Source organism: Sphingopyxis sp. (assembly GCF_036675685.1).
Lineage (GTDB): Bacteria > Pseudomonadota > Alphaproteobacteria > Sphingomonadales > Sphingomonadaceae > Sphingopyxis.
Window position 1 is genome coordinate 103335 of the sequence record NZ_JAKFEM010000016.1, and the last position, 17143, is coordinate 120477.

At 65.9% G+C, this 17143-nt stretch carries 18 protein-coding genes; 12 read left to right on the forward strand and 6 right to left on the reverse strand.

The genetic code is table 11. The annotated features are described in order from the left end of the window. Positions 1-26: 26 nt before the first annotated feature. The gene (locus V6M50_RS07475; protein WP_332817923.1) at positions 27-1628 is read right to left on the reverse strand and encodes a phosphoenolpyruvate carboxykinase; all 1602 of its coding nucleotides are present in this window, start codon (positions 1626-1628) and stop codon (positions 27-29) included. Positions 1629-1871: 243 nt separating this feature from the next. Here V6M50_RS07475 and V6M50_RS07480 point away from each other — a divergent pair, with 243 nt between their 5' ends. The 8 genes from V6M50_RS07480 to V6M50_RS07515 are packed head-to-tail and all read left to right on the forward strand — an operon-like array spanning position 1872 to position 7945. Further along, positions 1872-2582 (forward strand): response regulator transcription factor, encoded by a 711-nt coding sequence (locus tag V6M50_RS07480; protein WP_332817924.1) that lies wholly within the window; start codon positions 1872-1874, stop codon positions 2580-2582. After that, positions 2575-4191, forward strand: a complete 1617-nt coding sequence (locus V6M50_RS07485) for a sensor histidine kinase (RefSeq protein WP_332817925.1) — start codon at positions 2575-2577, stop codon at positions 4189-4191. The genes V6M50_RS07480 and V6M50_RS07485 overlap by 8 nt, the downstream gene beginning before the upstream one ends. A gap of 54 nt (positions 4192-4245) precedes the next feature. Then, on the forward strand, positions 4246-4692 hold the full coding sequence (locus V6M50_RS07490) for an HPr kinase/phosphorylase (protein WP_332817926.1): 447 nt from the start codon (positions 4246-4248) through the stop codon (positions 4690-4692). 10 nt (positions 4693-4702) lie between these two features. Next, positions 4703-5644 (forward strand): RNase adapter RapZ, encoded by a 942-nt coding sequence (gene rapZ, locus V6M50_RS07495; protein ID WP_332817927.1) that lies wholly within the window; start codon positions 4703-4705, stop codon positions 5642-5644. Positions 5645-5682: 38 nt separating this feature from the next. Further along, positions 5683-6087, forward strand: a complete 405-nt coding sequence (locus tag V6M50_RS07500) for a PTS sugar transporter subunit IIA (protein ID WP_332817946.1) — start codon at positions 5683-5685, stop codon at positions 6085-6087. Beyond that, entirely contained in the window at positions 6084-6362 is a 279-nt protein-coding gene (locus V6M50_RS07505) for an HPr family phosphocarrier protein (protein ID WP_332817928.1), read from the forward strand. The genes V6M50_RS07500 and V6M50_RS07505 overlap by 4 nt, the downstream gene beginning before the upstream one ends. A 4-nt stretch (positions 6363-6366) precedes the next feature. Further along, on the forward strand, positions 6367-7176 hold the full coding sequence (locus tag V6M50_RS07510) for a TrmH family RNA methyltransferase (protein ID WP_332817929.1): 810 nt from the start codon (positions 6367-6369) through the stop codon (positions 7174-7176). Between the two features lie 52 nt (positions 7177-7228). Next, positions 7229-7945, forward strand: coding sequence for an META domain-containing protein (locus V6M50_RS07515; RefSeq protein ID WP_332817930.1), 717 nt, complete (start codon positions 7229-7231; stop codon positions 7943-7945). A gap of 123 nt (positions 7946-8068) precedes the next feature. Here the strand turns inward: V6M50_RS07515 and V6M50_RS07520 are convergent, their stop codons facing one another. Beyond that, a complete protein-coding gene (locus V6M50_RS07520) occupies positions 8069-9424 on the reverse strand; it encodes a DNA recombination protein RmuC (protein WP_332817931.1) in 1356 nt (451 codons plus the stop codon). Between the two features lie 118 nt (positions 9425-9542). On the opposite strand from V6M50_RS07520, the gene V6M50_RS07525 reads away from it, so the two are divergent. After that, positions 9543-9875: a hypothetical protein gene (locus V6M50_RS07525; RefSeq protein ID WP_332817932.1), complete on the forward strand. Its 333-nt coding sequence runs from the start codon at positions 9543-9545 to the stop codon at positions 9873-9875. Positions 9876-9917: 42 nt separating this feature from the next. After that, positions 9918-10082, forward strand: coding sequence for a hypothetical protein (locus V6M50_RS07530; protein ID WP_332817933.1), 165 nt, complete (start codon positions 9918-9920; stop codon positions 10080-10082). Between the two features lie 58 nt (positions 10083-10140). Here the strand turns inward: V6M50_RS07530 and V6M50_RS07535 are convergent, their stop codons facing one another. From V6M50_RS07535 to V6M50_RS07545, 3 genes are read right to left on the reverse strand one after another with little or no spacing between them, the layout of a single operon-like run. Then, positions 10141-10713: a hypothetical protein gene (locus tag V6M50_RS07535; RefSeq protein ID WP_332817934.1), complete on the reverse strand. Its 573-nt coding sequence runs from the start codon at positions 10711-10713 to the stop codon at positions 10141-10143. Next, on the reverse strand, positions 10714-11190 hold the full coding sequence (locus V6M50_RS07540) for a vgr related protein (protein ID WP_332817935.1): 477 nt from the start codon (positions 11188-11190) through the stop codon (positions 10714-10716). A gap of 6 nt (positions 11191-11196) precedes the next feature. Continuing rightward, positions 11197-11721, reverse strand: a complete 525-nt coding sequence (locus V6M50_RS07545) for a copper chaperone PCu(A)C (protein WP_332817936.1) — start codon at positions 11719-11721, stop codon at positions 11197-11199. Positions 11722-11874: 153 nt separating this feature from the next. Here V6M50_RS07545 and dnaK point away from each other — a divergent pair, with 153 nt between their 5' ends. Together dnaK and dnaJ are read left to right on the forward strand one after the other, a co-directional pair. Further along, positions 11875-13785, forward strand: a complete 1911-nt coding sequence (gene dnaK / locus V6M50_RS07550) for a molecular chaperone DnaK (protein WP_332817937.1) — start codon at positions 11875-11877, stop codon at positions 13783-13785. Positions 13786-13937: 152 nt separating this feature from the next. Next, the gene (gene dnaJ, locus V6M50_RS07555) at positions 13938-15065 is read left to right on the forward strand and encodes a molecular chaperone DnaJ (RefSeq protein WP_332817938.1); all 1128 of its coding nucleotides are present in this window, start codon (positions 13938-13940) and stop codon (positions 15063-15065) included. A gap of 107 nt (positions 15066-15172) precedes the next feature. Here dnaJ and V6M50_RS07560 read toward each other — a convergent pair. Continuing rightward, the coding region (locus tag V6M50_RS07560) for a patatin-like protein (protein WP_332817939.1) at positions 15173-17143 on the reverse strand (1971 nt) is incomplete at its 5' end.

Consider the following 17143-nt stretch of genomic DNA (forward strand, 5'->3'; position numbering starts at 1 on the left):
TCGCCACCCGGAGGAACCGGGGGAGATTATGCTGCGACGGCCGCCTGCGGCGCGGCCTGGCGGACGCCTTCGTCGACATGCTCCGCAAATTGCGCGAAATTGTCGATGAATTGCTGCACCAATGTTTGCGCGGTGCGGTCATAGGCGGCCTTGTCGGCCCAGGCGCCCCGCGGATTGAGGATCGCGCTATCGACCCCCGGCACCGCGACCGGATATTCGAAACCGAAATTCGGGTCCTTGCGGAACTCGGCATCGTTCAGGCTGCCGTCGAGGGCTGCGTTCAAAAGGGCTCGCGTCGCCTTGATCGGCATGCGCTTGATGCCGTCTATCGTCGCCATGCCGCCGGTCCAACCGGTGTTGACGAGCCAGCACTGGACGCCGCCCTTGGCGATGCGTTCTTTCAGGAGATTGCCGTAAACCGACGGGTGGCGCGGCATGAAGGGCGCGCCGAAGCAGGTCGAGAAGGTTGCCTCGGGCTCGGTCACGCCGATCTCGGTCCCCGCGACGCGCGCGGTATAGCCCGAGAGGAAGTGATACATCGCCTGTTCGGGGGTCAGCTTCGCGATCGGGGGCAAAACGCCATAGGCGTCGGCGGTCAGCATGATCACCGTCTTGGGCACCGGCCCCATATTCTCGGTCGAGGCGTTCGGAATGAAATCGATCGGATACGAACCACGGCTGTTCTCGGCGAGGCTCGCGTCGTCGAAATCGAGCTCGCGGGTTACCGGGTCGATCACGACATTTTCGAGCACGGTGCCGAAGCGCTTCGTCGTCGCGAAAATCTCGGGCTCGGCCTCGGGCGAAAGGCGGATCATCTTAGCGTAGCAGCCGCCCTCGAAATTGAAGACCGCGGTGTCCGACCAGCCATGCTCGTCGTCGCCGATCAGCGTGCGCGAGGCATCGGCCGACAGCGTCGTCTTGCCGGTGCCCGACAGACCGAAAAAGACCGCAGTGTCGCCCCCCGGACCGATGTTCGCCGAGCAGTGCATCGGCATCACGCCGTCGACGGGGAGCAGATAGTTCAGGATACCGAACACCGACTTCTTCATCTCGCCGGCGTAGGCGGTGCCGCCGATCAGCACGAGCTTTTCGGTGAAATTCACCGCGACCACGGTTTCGCTGCGCGTTCCATGCTTCGCGGGATCGGCGCGGAAGCTCGGCAGGTCGACGATCGTATATTCGGCCGCGAACGCCGCCAGCTCCGCAGCCGTCGGGCGGACGAGCAGCGTGCGGATGAACTGGCTGTGCCACGCAAATTCGGTGACGACCTGCACCGCGACGCGATGTTCGGGCTGCGAACCGCCGAACAGCTGCTGGCGAAACAGCCGCGGGCGCGCGGCGAGGTGCGCGAAGAAATCGGCCTTGAGCGCCGCGAAATGAGCGGGCGTCATCGGCACATTGATCTTGCCCCACCAGATGGTGCCCGCCGTCTCATCGTCCTGGACGATGAACTTGTCCTTGGCGCTGCGGCCGGTGTGCTTGCCGGTTTCGACGACGAGCGGGCCGTCCTTGGCGAGCAGGCCTTCGCCGTGACGGATGGCATCTTCGATCAGCGCCGATGTGCCCCAGTTTTCCGCCACATTCGCCTGCGTTGCGACGCTGCTGTTGCCGATCACAATATTGGTCATAGCCTTGCCTTTCGCCTTGACGTCGCGATCCATTGCATAGGTATGCGAAAGCTGCCGGCCAAAAGGGCAGGCCCGCATTTCCATGGGTGCCGACGCGACGCCGATTCCGTAAATCCCGGCCGCGTTAGCGAGGATGCGGGGTGAGGTCAAAAGATTCCAGCGGTTCTGAGCGACCATCCGTGGCGGTTGTCGGTCGGGATCGGATCGGCTAGCTCTGCGTTCAGCCTCGCCAACGGAAAGAGCATGACGGCAACCATCGCGCTGGTCGACGACGACCGCAACATCCTGCAATCCCTGTCCATCGCGCTACAGGCCGAGGGGTTCGTGACGCGCGTCTATTCGGATGGCGAGGCGGCGCTGAAGCCGTTGATCGACAATCCGCCCGACCTTGCGGTGTTCGACATCAAGATGCCGCGCATGGACGGGCTCGAGCTGCTCCGCCGGCTGCGCGAGAAGAGCCAGCTTCCGGTGATCTTCCTGACCAGCAAGGACGACGAGATCGACGAGGCGCTGGGGCTGGCGATGGGCGCCGACGATTATATCGCCAAACCTTTCTCGCAGCGCCTCGTGATCGCACGCGTGCGCGCCATCCTGCGCCGCGTCGAATTGAACCGCAATGCGCTCAGCGAGGATGACGAACCCGTCGCCGAACCGATCACGCGCGGGCGGCTGCAAATGGATCCCGCGCGCCACAAGGTCAGCTGGGACGGCCAGGACGTCACGCTGACGGTCACCGAATTCCTGATTCTCGAAACGCTCGCGGCGCGCCCCGGCATCGTGCGCAGCCGCAACCAACTCATGGACGCCGCCTATCAGGACGATGTCTATATCGACGATCGCACGATCGACAGCCACATCAAGCGGCTGCGCCGCAAGTTCCGCGAGGTCGACCCCGAATTCGATGCGATCGCCACCCTCTATGGCGCGGGTTACCGCTTTGCCGACGATGCCTGACGCCCGAAAGCCCGACGGGAGCATCGCCGAACAGGAAGAATCGCCGCTCGTCTGGTCGGCGCGCTGGTCGCTGACCACGCGCATCCTGGCGGTCAATATATTGGCTGTCGCGCTGCTCGCGGGCGGCTTCTATTATCTCGATACCTATCGCAGCCGCCTCGTCGACACGCGCATCGATGTGATGAAGGACCAGCTCGCGATGCTCGACAGCGCGCTCGAGGCGGCGCGGCCCGATCAGCGCGCGATGCTGATCGGCGAATTTGCGGCGGCGACCGAATCGCGGCTGCGTTTCTATGCCGCCGACGGCAGGCGCATATCGGACAGCTTCCAGACCGGGCCGCCGACCTATACGCTGCGCGACCCGAACCTGCAGGCATGGCAGCGCGACGCCGCGCGCGCGATGGACCGCGGCATCGACTGGGTCGTCGGCGCGCCAAGCTACCCGGACTTTGCCGAACCCCAGGTCGACACCGCCCGCGCCTGGCCCGAAGTCGTCGAGGCGCAGCGCAGCGGGCTGGCGGCGAGCCGCTTCCGCTATGCTCCCGAACGCACCCCGCTGCTGAGCGCGGCGCGCGTCGTCGATCTCGAAACGCCGCAGACGGTGCTGATGACGCTCAACGCACGCGACATCACGCGCACGGTGCGCGCCGAACGCTTCCGCATCGCGGTGGTTGTCGCGATGGTCCTGCTCACCTCGGTCCTCCTGTCGCTGTTCCTCGCGCGCACCATCGTCCGCCCGCTCCGCCGGCTGGCGCGCGCCGCGGTGCGCGTCCGATTGGGCCGCGCGCGCGAGGTTGTCGTCCCGCGCCTGCCAAGCCGCCGCGACGAGATCGGTACGCTTGCGCGCGCTTTGAGCGACATGACGCAGGCGCTGCGCGAACGAATCGACGCCGGCGAGCATTTCGCCGCCGATGTGACCCACGAGCTCAAGAATCCGATCGCCTCGGTCCGCTCGGCGATCGAGGGACTGGGACGGGTCAAGAGCGACGAGCAGCGTGCGCAACTGCTTGCGATCGCCGACGAGGATGTGCGCCGGCTCGACCGTCTGGTGAACGACATCAGCGAAGCGAGCCGCGTCGACGCCCAATTGTCGCGCACCTTGTTCGAACCGATCGACGTCGGGATGATGATCGAATCGATGCTCGCCGCGCGCGCCGCGCGCGCCGGGGCCGAAACCGATGGGGGCATCCCGCGGCCGCGCATCGCCTTTGCCCGCCCGCGCAAGGGGACGACGCTGGTGATGGGCGACGGGCATCGGCTCGAACGCGCGATCGACAATATCATCGACAATGCGATCAGCTTCTCCCCCGACGCCGGCCTCGTCTGCATCGCCGCGACGCGGCTCGGCGACGAGGTGCATGTGCGCGTCGACGACGACGGCCCCGGCATCGAGCCCGCGCAGCGCGAGGCTATTTTCCGCCGCTTTCACAGCGAGCGACCCGTGGACGAAGCCTTTGGCCGCCACAGCGGGCTCGGCCTCGCGATCGCGCGAACGATCGTCGAGGGGCATAGCGGGACGATCAGCGCCAAGGATCGCGATGACGGCAAGCCGGGCGCCAGCCTGCTGATCACCCTGCCCGCACGCGAAGGCGGGACGGAAACGGGCTGAAGCCCCCACCCTATCGCCTTGCAGCCCCGCATCGTCGCCGGTAAGCGTGCGACCATGCTTCCCAGCCGGACCCGACCCGATGTCGTCAACATCCATGCCAGCTGTGTCGCGGCGGGCAGTCGCGGCATCCTGCTGCTCGGCCTCTCGGGACAGGGTAAATCCGATCTTGCGCTGCGACTGATCGATCGCGGCGCGCGGCTGGTGGCCGACGATCGCTGCAACATCTGGTTCGAACGCGGGCGATTGTGGTGCCGTCCGCCCGAAGAGCTGGCGGGCAAGATGGAAGTGCGCGGCCTCGGCATCGTCGAGCAGCCGTGGACCGCTCCGGTGCCGCTCGCGCTCGGGGTGCGCCTCGCCGAACGCTATGAACGCATGCCATCCGAACGGCAGGTCGAAACGATCGCCGGCCACGACCTGCCCGCGCTGACGCTTTCGGCGTTCGAAGCCTCCGCCCCGATCAAGATCATGCTCGCGCTCGACCGGCTGGCGCGCACCGAATGAGGTGTCGGCGATGACCTTGGCCGCCGAACCGCGCCTGTTGCTGGTCACGGGCCTGTCGGGCGCGGGCAAGTCGACCGTGCTGAAGGTGCTCGAGGATCTGGGCTGGGAGGTGGTCGACAATCTGCCGCTCGCGCTGCTCGAAGCCCTGATCGACGCCCCGGCGAAGCGCAGCGAGGCGAGCCGCCCGCTTGCGGTCGGCATCGACAGCCGGAGCCGCGGTTTCAAGCCCACTCGATTGGTGAAACAGATCAAGGCGCTTCGCGAAACCGGCGGCCGCGATGCCCAGACATTGTTCCTCGATTGTGCGGGCGCCGAACTCGAACGCCGCTTCTCCGAAACGCGGCGGCGCCACCCGCTCGCCGAGGACCGCCCCGCCGCCGACGGCATCGCGCGCGAGCGCGAGATGATGGAGCCGCTCCGCCGCTGGGCCGAGCATGTCGTCGATACGACCAATTACAGCAGCAACGACCTGCAACAGGAAGTGCGCCAGCGCTTCGGCGATCGCGGGCACGACGAACCGGTGCTCAATATATTGAGCTTCGGCTTCGCGCGCGGCCTGCCGCGCAACGCTGACCTGGTGTTCGACATGCGCTATCTGCAGAACCCGCATTGGGACGCCAAGCTGCGTCCGGGAACGGGTCTCGACGCCGATGTCGCCGCCTATGTCGCCTCCGACCCCGCCTATGAAAGTACGGTGGCGCAGATCGAAGCGCTGCTGCTCGCGCTGCTGCCGCGTTACCGCGCCGAGGGTAAAAGCTATGTCACCATTGCCTTTGGTTGCACCGGCGGGCGTCACCGCTCGGTCCATGTTGCCGAACGTGTTGCCCGAACGCTACGCTCGGCGGGCCATGCACCGACGGTCACCCACCGCAATCTTGACTCTGCCCCGCAAGATGGGCTTGAGGGCAGGCCCCCGTCCGCGCCTTCCGCGCCCGGCGGCGAAAAACCATAAGGGTCCTGCATTAGATGCCCACCGATAAAGCCTTGCCGCTGCTGGGAATGGTCCTCGTCACCCACGGCCGTCTTGCCGAGGAAATGGTGCGGGCGATGGAGCATGTGGTCGGCCCGCAGCGCGCGATTGCGACCGTGTGCATCGGCCCCAACGACAATATGGAAATGCGCCGCCGCGAAATCGCCGACGCGATTCGCGAGGTCGACGAAGGGCGCGGCGTCGTCATGCTGACCGACCTGTTCGGCGGCACGCCGTCGAACCTTGCGATCAGCCTGCTCGAATCGGGCCGCACCGAAGTGATCGCCGGGGTCAATTTGCCGATGCTGATCCGGCTCGAAAGCGCGCGCAAGACGATGGAACTTCGCGCCGCGGTGATCGCCGCGAAAGAAGCCGGCCAGAAATATATCTCGGTCGCATCCGAAATGCTGGGGGTGGGCCCATGAGCGAAGTGTCCGAAACCGTCGAAATCACCAACCAGCGTGGGCTGCACGCGCGCGCGAGCGCCAAGTTCGTCACCTTTGTCAGCCGCCTGCCCGAAACCGTGTCGGTCGAGGTCGAGAAGAACGGATCGCGCGTCAACGGCACATCGATCATGGGGCTGATGATGCTCGGCGCCGCGAAGGGCGACTCGATCACGATCCACACCAAAGGCGACGGCGCCGACGCCGCGCTCCTGAAACTCGTCGGGCTGGTCAAGGACAGCTTCGGCGAGGATTGACGGCATGCGCCGTTCCACCATCGAGAGCCTGTCGAATCCGCTGATCAAACGGATGCGCTTGCTCCGTGAAAAACGCCATCGCCGCGCCGAAGGGCTGTTCCTCGCCGAAGGGCTGCGTATCGCGACCGAGGCGCGCGAGGCCGGGGTCCTGCCGCAATGGCTGTTCCTCGGCCCCGAGGGCGACGCGCATCCGCTCGCGGCAGCACTCGCCGCCGACACCTTGGCTGCGGGCGGTGAAGTTATCGACACGACGGGCGCGATCCTTTCCAAATTGTCGGGCAAGGACAATTCGCAGACCGTCGTCGGCATCTATGCCGAGCCGCGGGCGACGCTCGCCGATCTCGACCGCGATGCCGCGCCGATCTGGCTCGTTGCCGAACGCCTCCGCGATCCGGGTAATCTTGGCACGATGCTGCGTACCGGCGACGCGGTCGGCGCGGGCGGGCTGATCCTGCTCGACGACAGCACCGATCCCTATGCGGTCGAAGCGGTGCGCGCGAGCATGGGTGCGATCTTCACGCAGAAGCTCGTCCAGGCGCGTTGGGAAGAATTCCTGCCCTGGCTCCGACAAGGCCCCGGCCAGCTCGTCGCGACCTGGCTCGGCGGCGACACGCAGGATTATCAGGCGGTGCGTTACGACGCGCCGACCTTCATCCTCGTCGGCAATGAATCGCAGGGGCTGCCCGCCGCCTATGCCGACGCCGCCGACGTGCGCGTGAAGATGCCGATGATGGGCAAGGCCGACAGTTTGAACGCCGCGGTCGCGGCAGCGGTGATGGCCTATGAGGTGTTGAACCAGCGGCGGAACCGATAGCGCACCGCGCCGTTCATCAAGCGATCAGTCCGATCGGGATAGGAGACGCCGCATGATCAAGATCGCGCTGCCCGCCCTCGTTTCGATGCTTGCGCTCGCCGGATGCGTGCCCGCCGCCGAAACGCCGCCACAGGGACCGGGCGATCCGCCTGCGGCCGCCTATATGGCGCTCGGCACCGAACCCGGCTGGACGCTCGAGATCACCCCGGCGCGGCTCAACTATGACGGCGACTATGGCGAGACCAAGATCATGGTGCCGAACCCCGGTGCGCGGCCGTCGATGAACGGCCGGGCCTATGTCACCGACCGGCTGTCGGTCGTGGTCAAACACGCGCCGTGCAGCGACGGGATGAGCGACCGCCGTTATGCAGACACGGTACGCATCGTCGCCGACGGCAAGACTTTGCAAGGTTGCGGCGGCAAGATCCTGTCGCCCGACACGCTCGCGGGATCGAACTGGACCTTCGTGTCGATCGGCGGCGTCGCGGTCGCGGCGGACCGGCCGACTGCGCTGCAGTTCGACGGCGCGCGGCTCAGCGGCAGCGCGGGTTGCAACCGCTTTTCGGGGGGCTATTCGGCAGCCGACGGCACGCTCGCCGCCGGGCCGTTGATGGCGACCGAAATGGCGTGCCCGGGCGCGGGCATGACGCAGGAAAACGCTTTCTTCAAACTGATGGAAACGCCGGTCCGCCTGACCTTCGCCGACGACGGCACGCTGATCCTGACGGGAGGCGAAGGGCGAACCGCGGTGCTGCGGCGGGTGATCTAAAGCGCCTAAATCCCTTTCCCGCTCGTGCTGAGCTTGTCGAAGCACCGTTCTTCCTATTCCGCGCCGAGAGAAAGGACGGCCCTTCGACAAGCTCAGGGCGAGCGGATTTTGGAGGTGGGCGCCTTATTCGCTGGCGTCGTTGACCGCCGCGGGCGCCGACCCCAGCTTCGCCAGCGGCCGCGCCGATTGCTCTGCGACGGGCAGCGACGGGATTTCCTTGTCGCCGGTTTCGATGTCGAGCGCCTCGAAACGCTTCGCCTGCGTCAACACCTGGGATTCGAAGCTGCCGACAAAGGCGTTGTACGCGCCCGTCGCCTGGTCGAGATTGCGCCCGACCTTGGCGATATGCGAGCCCATCACCGACATGCGCGCATACAGCTCCTTTCCCAGCGCCGCAATTTCGCGCGCCTGATTGGCGAGCTTTTCCTGCCGCCACACCGCCGCGACGGTGCGCGCGATCGCGATGAGGTTGGTCGGGGTCGCGAGCAGCACCTTGCGCTCGAACGCATAGTCCCAAAGCTCATGGTCCTGATCGAGCGCTGCGGCGAGGAAATGCTCGCCGGGCACGAACATCACGACGAAATCGGGGGTATCCGGAAACTGGTTCCAATAGGCCTTGGCGCCGAGCGTATTCACATGCGCCTTCATCGCCGCGGCATGCGCCACAAGGTGCGCCGCCTTCTCGCGCTCCTCGACCGCACCGAACGCGTCCTGATAGGCGTTGAGCGACACCTTGGCATCGATCACGAGATTCTGCCCGCCGGGAACGCGCACCACGACGTCGGGGCGCAGCCGTGCACCGTCGCCGTCGGTCACGCTCACCTCGGTCTGGAAATCGGCATGTTCCGAAAGGCCGCAGCTTTCGAGCACGTTGCGAAGCTGCTGCTCGCCCCAGCGTCCGCGCGCCTTGGGCGCGTTGCGCAGCGCGTTGACCAGCTTCGCCGCCTCGCTCGACACGCGCTCGGTGCCCTCGCGCATCGCCGCGATCTGGCCGTGGAGCAGGCCGAAGGCGTCGCGGCGCTCGGCCTCGACCTTCGCGACCGCAGCCTCATATTTTTCGAGCCGGTCGTGGACCGGATGGAGCAGCGCTTTCAGATTCTGTCCTGCGGTCGCCTCGCTTTCCTTGAAGCGTGCCTCGGCGCGGTCGAGGAAAGACTTTTGCGCCTCGCCCAGCATCGCCTGCCCGACCTCGCGGAACTGCGCGGTGAGCGCGGCCTGCGCGTCCTTCAATTGCGCAATCTGCGCGTCATGCGCCTCGTCGCGCGCGCGCTGCTCGCTGAGCAAGGCCGCAAGCTGGATGTCGGCCGATTTGCGCGCCTCGGCCTCGGCCGCAAGGTCGGTGACCGCAGTCCGGAACCGCTCCGAAAGCCCGTCGCGCTCGGCCTTGAGCGCACCCGACTGCCGCCCGGCGAAAAGCCAGCCGATCAGACTGCCAAGGGCGAGAGCAACAAGGGCGACGACGAGCGAAGTTGAATCCATAAACAGAACATAGGACGAACATGCCTGCCTTGGCCAGCAAAGAATCGGCCTGACAGGATGGATGGCGTCCCGGACCCGCCAATTTTCTGGCGGGATTGTCTGCGACGCGCCTTGCTCTATGATCGGCGGCTCCATGATGCACTGGCGCCCATTCCGATCACTCGTCGCACTCGTCGTTGCGATTCTCATTGTGGCGGGCCCCGGCAGCCCGCTTTGCAGCATCGCCCTCGCCCAGACCGAAATGCCAGCGATGGCCGGCTGCGATATGTCCGGACCGGCGAAGGACAAGACGGTCGCGCCGCACCCCGATTGCGCGGCGCCCTGTGTCGCCATCGCCTGCCCCGCGCCCGACATCGCCGTTCGCCCGGTGAAACCGGTCCCGCCGGAAAGTCCGGTTTTACGGCTCACAGGCGTGACACCACCTCCCGAGGCCGAACCGCCACGCTCCTGATTGCGGACCTTTCGATCCAGCAATATTTCAAGGAGTTATGACATGAAGAAGATGTTGTTCGGGCTGGCGCTTGCGCTGGCCGCCCCCACCGTCACCCATGCCGCGGAAGAGCCGAAAAAGGCCTGCTGCTGCAAGGAAATGAAAGACGGCTGCTGCTGCGACAAGAAGGGCGAGAAAAAGCCCGACCACGGAGACATGCAGCATTGAGTCATCGGGCCGGGGGCGCATGGCGCCTTCGGCCTTTTTCCGGCCGCGTCCGGGCCGGTCAAAGCAGATAGATGACGACGTAGCGCAGGATCAGCGCCGCGAGGATCGCGATGCTCCAGCGGCGATCCTTGACCCACATAGCCGCGGCCATCAGCGCGACGAGCACCACCGTCATGACCCATGCGATCGGACGCGCGAGGGCGGCGGCCAGTTCGGGCTGCGACGCATAATAGCCAAGCTGCGCCGCCAGCAGCACGAGCAGCAGGCCGAGCACGATCCGCCGGACGCGGAAATAATGGACGTCGAGGTTGGCGAAGCCCTCGGGATGCGACGGGAAGACAAGCCGCGCGGCGAGGAAATAGACGCTGGCGAAGGCCGCGACCCCGAGCAGCGCGGTGCTCGACACCGCAATGTCGCCGCGCGCGATCCATGCCGCGCTCCAGAAGGAGAGCAGGTCGAGCATCACGAAGATCGCGAGCAGCGGCGTCAGCCAGCCGATCGCGAAGGCCCCGCGCTCGGCTTCGGCGGCGAAACGCGTTTCGATCGCGCGGCCGAGCCCGCCGAGCAGCTCGACCATCGAAAGGCCGAGCAGCAGGCTGTAGAGCGCGAAGACGAACTCGAAATCGTCCATCTACGGAATGTCCCACGATGACGGCAAGATCGCGCGATAGGCCTCGACCCCCGGTGCACCGCCGACGACCATGCCCTGCGTCAGCAGCCAGTAATGGCGGACGATCTCGGCCTGCTGCTCCAGCCCATAGCGTTCGAGCAGCCAGCCGGGTTTGAGGGTGTAGCTGTAGGTTGCGAAGGGGTGGCGCATCAGCACCAGATACCAGCGCCCGCGTGTCTGCGCCTGCCAGACATGCGTCATCTCATGAATGAACAGCCCCTGGAGTCGCTGCGATGCAGCGCTGAAATCCGCACAATAAAGCTCGCCATGCGGGTTGAAATGCATGCTGCCCATCGGCGCCATCACGATGTGGCGCGGCTGGAAGAATATCCACTTATGGTGGTTCACGCGCACGCGGTCATAGGCGATCGCGTCGCCGAACACGGTCCGGGCGAGCGCGATTTCGCCGGTCGTCAGGGGTCGCGACGGACGCGGCACCCGCGCCTACTTCTTGGCCGCGTCCGGAGCCGCCTTTTCGGCGTCATGGCCCATCGCGCCATGGTCCATGGCCGCGCCCTCGGCGCCCGCCGCCGGCTTGATCACCATGTCGAACAGGATCCGTTCATTATTGTTGTTGGTGAAGACGAACGCCATCGGCAGCTTGCCCGCGCGCACCGCCGCGCCGTTGATGCCCCAAATCATCAGATGCTTGCCGCCTTGCCTGAACTCCATCGTGCCCTTTGCGGGGACCGCCGCGCGCAGCAACGGCTTCATCGTCACCACGCCATTTTCCTTGACGCTTTCGTGCATTTCGACGCGCTGCGCGAGGTCGGCGGTCACCGCGACCAGCTCGACCGGCACCGGGCCGCCCTCGACCTTGAAATAGCCGACCGCGGGGCGGTCGTCGGTGGCGCCCATCTGGATATGGCCGCTGACGACATTCAGTTGCTGCCCCTTGCCCAGATTTTCCCCGCAGGCCGTCAGGGTCAGCGCGGTGGCGGCAAGTGCAAGGATCGCAAAAGGTTTCATTTTGGGAGGACTCCGTGAAAGCGCATGATTTCCCGTCCCCGATAAGCCTTCAAAGCCCTTGTGCCAAGGATTAGCGCACCTATATCGCGCCCAGAACCTCATGTCGGGCGTGCCTTTTCAGGGCGCCACAGAAGCAACAAGGACGAGTAGAATATGGCCAAAGTGATCGGGATCGACCTCGGCACCACCAACAGCTGCGTGGCGGTGATGGAAGGCGGAAAACCCAAGGTTATCGAAAATGTCGAAGGCACGCGCACGACGCCGTCGATCGTCGCCTTCGCCAAGGATGGCGAGCGCCTGATCGGCCAGCCGGCAAAACGCCAGGCGGTCACCAATCCCGAAAACACCGTTTTCGCCGTAAAGCGCCTGATCGGCCGCCGTTTCGATGACCCGATCACCAAGAAGGACACCGAGCTGGTCCCTTATACGATCGTCAAGGGCAGCAACGGCGACGCGTGGGTCAAGGCGGGCGGCGAGGATTATTCGCCGTCGCAGATCAGCGCCTTCATCCTGCAGAAGATGAAGGAAACCGCCGAGGCCTATCTGGGCGAAAAGGTCGAACAGGCGGTGATCACCGTTCCCGCCTACTTCAACGACGCGCAGCGCCAGGCGACCAAGGACGCCGGCAAGATCGCGGGCCTCGAAGTGCTGCGTATCATCAACGAGCCGACCGCGGCGGCGCTCGCCTATGGCCTCGACAAGACCGAGAACAAGACGATCGCAGTCTATGACCTTGGCGGCGGCACCTTCGACATCTCGATCCTCGAGGTTGGCGACGGCGTGTTCGAAGTGAAGTCGACCAACGGCGACACCTTCCTCGGCGGTGAAGATTTCGACAGCAAGATCGTCGAATATCTCGCCGACGGTTTCAAGAAGGACGAAGGCATTGATCTGCGCGGTGACAAGCTCGCGCTTCAGCGCCTGAAGGAAGCCGCCGAAAAGGCCAAGATCGAGCTGTCGTCGGCCGCGACGACCGAGGTCAACCTGCCCTTCATCACTGCCGACGCCAACGGGCCGAAGCATCTTGTGAAGACGATCACCCGCTCGGACCTTGAAAAGCTGGTCGAAGAGCTGGTCAAGCGCACGCTCGAACCCTGCAAGAAGGCGATCAAGGACGCCGGTATCAAGGCGAGCGAAATCGACGAAGTCGTGCTCGTCGGCGGCATGACGCGCATGCCGCGCGTGCGCGAAGTCGTGAAGGAATTCTTCGGCAAGGAACCCCACACCGGCGTCAACCCCGATGAAGTCGTCGCGATCGGCGCCGCGATCCAGGCGGGCGTGCTGCAGGGCGACGTCAAGGACGTGCTGCTGCTCGACGTCACCCCGCTCTCCCTCGGCATCGAGACGCTGGGCGGCATCATGACCAAGATGATCGACCGCAACACCACGATCCCGACGAAGAAGAGCCAGGTCTATTCGACCGCCGACGACAATCAGTCGGCGGTGACGATCCGCGTGTTCCAGGGCGAGCGCGAAATGGCGCAGGACAACAAGATCCTCGGCCAGTTCGACCTTGTCGGCATCCCGCCGGCGCCGCGCGGCGTGCCGCAGATCGAGGTGACCTTCGACATCGACGCCAACGGCATCGTGTCGGTCCACGCCAAGGACAAGGGCACCGGCAAGGAACAGCAGATCAAGATCCAGGCCAGTGGCGGCCTGTCGGATTCGGACATCGACCAGATGGTCAAGGACGCCGAACAGTTCGCCGAAGAGGACAAGGTGCGCCGCGAGGCGGCCGAGGCGAAGAACAACGCCGAAAGCCTGATTCACTCGACCGAACGCCAGGTCATCGAGCATGGCGACAAGGTCGACGCGGGGCTGAAGTCCGAAATCGAGGCCGCGATCGCCGAAGCCAAGACCGCGGTCGAAGGCGGCGATCCCACCACGATGACCGAAAAGAGCCAGGCGCTCGCACAAGTTGCGATGAAGCTGGGCCAGGCGATCTACGAGAAGGAGCAGCAGGCGGCCGCATCCCCCGGCGCCGACGATGCTGCTGGTGAGGCGAAGACCGACGAAGACGTCGTCGACGCCGAATTCTCCGAAGTCGAAGACGACAAGAAGTAAGGCGAAGGGCATGCCCTTCGAGACGCCATTTCGACAAGCTCAATGGCTCCTCAGGGCGAACGGTGTTTTTCTATCCGTTCGCCCTGAGGAGGGACTGAGCGAAGGCGAAGGCCCGTCTCGAAGGGCTGCACCCTTAGGGGCATGAGCAGACCATGAGTCTCGACATCGATTATTACGAACTGCTGGAAGTCGAGCGTAGCGCCGACGATGCGGCGCTGAAGGCGAGCTATCGCAAGCTTGCGATGAAATATCACCCCGACAAGAATCCGGGGTGCGGCGACAGCGAAGCACGCTTCAAGGCGATCAGCGAGGCCTATGACTGCCTGAAGGATCCGCAGAAGCGCGCCGTCTATGACCGCTTCGGCAAGGCCGGCGTCAATGGCGCGAACGGCTTCGGCGGCAACGGCAATGCCGATTTCGGCGACATCGGCGATATTTTCGAATCGATCTTCGGTTCGGCGTTCGGCGGCGGCCGCCAGCAGCGCGGCCCCGCGCGCGGCGCCGATCTGCGTTACGACATGGAAATCCGGCTCGAGGACGCCTACTCCGGCTGCACCCGCGAGATCCAGGTCGATGTCGCCGCGCGCTGCGACGCGTGCGACGGATCGGGCGCCAAGCCGGGGACCCATACCAACCGCTGCCCGACCTGCGCCGGCCACGGCAAGGTGCGCGCGCAGCAGGGCTTCTTCATGGTCGAGCGCACCTGCCCGGCCTGCCAGGGCGCGGGCGAGGTCATCGCCGACCCCTGCAACACATGCCATGGCGAGGGCCGCGTCGACCGGCGCAAGACGCTGACCGTCAACATCCCCGCCGGGGTCGATGAAGGCACGCGCATCCGCCTGTCGGGCGAGGGCGAATCGGGCGCGCGCGGCGCGGCGCCGGGCGACCTCTATATTTTCCTGCACATGGCGCGGCACAAGGTCTTCGAGCGCGAGGGAACGACCTTGTTCACCCGCGCGCCGATCAGCTTCACGACCGCGGCGCTCGGCGGCGAGATCGGCATCCCCGGGCTCGACGGCCGGATGCACGACATCGCCATCCCCGCGGGTATCCAGTCGGGCAAGCAGCTGCGCCAGCGCGGCGCCGGCATGCCGGTGCTCAACGGCCGCGGCCACGGCGACCTTGTCGTCCAGATCGACGTCGAAACCCCGACGCGGCTGAGCGCGCGGCAGAAGGAACTGCTCTGCGAGTTTCGCGAGACCGAGACGGGTGAGGAATGCCCGGCGTCGCAGGGCTTTTTCGGCCGCATCAAGGAAATGTGGGACGATCTGACGGATTGATTTCCGTCCCCTCACCAAGTCTCGTCATTCCCGCGAAAGCGGGAACCCGGTTTGCGCAGGCGACGGCAGCCACTGGGTCCCCGCTTTCACGGGGATGACGAAAGAAATTATCCAATCTCAACTCTGAGCTCCGCGATCAGCGCCGCCACCTTCGGCAACCGGTCCTCCTCCTCGTCCAAAATCGCATGGAACGCGCGGCGCTTGATCGCCTTCAGTGCGTCGGGGGGCATCGCGCCATCGCCCGTCACGCTGCTCGCAACGATGTCGATCAACCGGTCGGCGCCGTGGAGCCGCCCCCACAGATAATCATTCTCGCGGTAGGCACGGCTGAAGAAGGCGCCGAAGCTGTTGAACTCGATTCCCTTCAGCATCGCCGCCGCGCCGCCGGTGCGGATCGCGGTCGCGTCCGACGGCGAGATGCGGTCGATCTTGATCGGATCGAACTCGTCGAACCCCTCGCCCTGCAACAGCGGCAAGGTCGCGATGTCGTAAAAGGGATAGCCCAGATAAGCGAGAAGGAGCGTGCGCCGGTCGTCTCTGGGCATCGCGGCGAGCCCGGCGGCGATCAGCACATCGGCCTCGCCGTCGATCGCCGTCAGGTCGCGCCGCGCGGCGATCGCGTCGATCCACTGGCCCGGCGCAGCGTCGGCCGGCAGGTCGAGGTCGGCGAGCCAGCTGTCGCCCTGCCGGTCGAGATAGAGGCCGAGCGCGGTGAAGATCGCGCCCCGCATATCCTCGCACACCGGATCGCGGCCGTCGCGCGTCGCCTCGACCGCGGTGTCGAGTTCGCGCGCGAGGAAGCGCAGGCGGCGAATGCGAAAGCCGAGGTCGTGGGTGCGGAAAAAGGCGATGGCGTCGCCGCTCGCCCCCGCGCCGCGCCTGCCCGAAATCCGGTCGAGTCCGCGCGCGCGCGCCTCGTCCCACAGCGCGAGCCGCCGGTTCGCCTGGTGGAGGGCCCCCTCGGGCGGCAACAGCCGGTCGATCAGGCTGGCGAGCTCCTCGATCACCGCCGACAGCTTGAGGTGACCATAGGGGGCATAGGCAAAGCCCGCGCGCACCGCGGCCTGATCCTGCGCCTTCGCCCGCCATTTTTCGAGCCGCGCCACCGTCGGCGTGTCGAGAAAGAAGGTCGAACCGAACAGCGCCGCGACCTGCTCCTCGACCTCGACCTTCATCGCATCGACAATATGCTGCATGCGGCGGATGCGGCGCGACATGCCCTCGATCGCCTCGACATTTTCGCGGATCGGCTGTTCGCGCGGGATTTCGGAGAGAGCGCCCAAAATAGTCGCGAGGAAGCCGGGCAACCGCGCCGCTTCGCCCTGCCCCTCCTTGCCCGGCGGATGCTCGCCGGGCTTGCCGAAGCTGATCGAACGATAGTCGGGTTTGGGGTCGATATAGACGAAGCGGCGGTCGATCTCGCGCCGCGCCGGACGCTGCTTGAGCGCCGCGATCGCGGGACGGAACGGCGCGTTCGCAAGCACCGATCCGTCGATCAGCACGCGATCGGCGGGATCGCCCGCGCCCGCGACGGGAAGCTGGGCGCGGATGAAAGCATCGCGGCCGGGCCAGGCGATCTTCCGCTTTTCGAGCACCCGGTCGAGCTCGCGCAGCGTGAAGGGCGGGAAGGCGCCCGGAAAGCTCGCGGTCGCGCGCGCCGCGGCGGTCAGCCCGGGGACGTCGTCGAGCCGCTTGTCGGCGCGGCTGTCCTCGCGAAAATGCAGCATCAGCCGGTGCTCGTCCTCGGTGACGCGCGGCGGGCTGTTGAGCGCCAACGGCACGCTATGCCCCGCAAAATCGGTGACCGACACGAACAGGTCGACCGGCTGGCCATCGGGCACCAGCACCGGCCCGGGCGGCGCAGCGTCCATCGCGTCGAACGCGTCGAGCAGCAGGTTCGAAAAGCTTTCGCCGCCGAACGGCGGCTCGAACCAGCGCGCGCGCACGAAACGCGACAGCTTGGCGCGCACCTCGTCCTGCGCGCCCTCGCCGACGGTGCGGTCGATGGCATTGCCGCGCTTCTTCATCATCCAGCCGGCGATCGGCACCGCCCAGAATTTGGTCGCCGCCGACAGCGG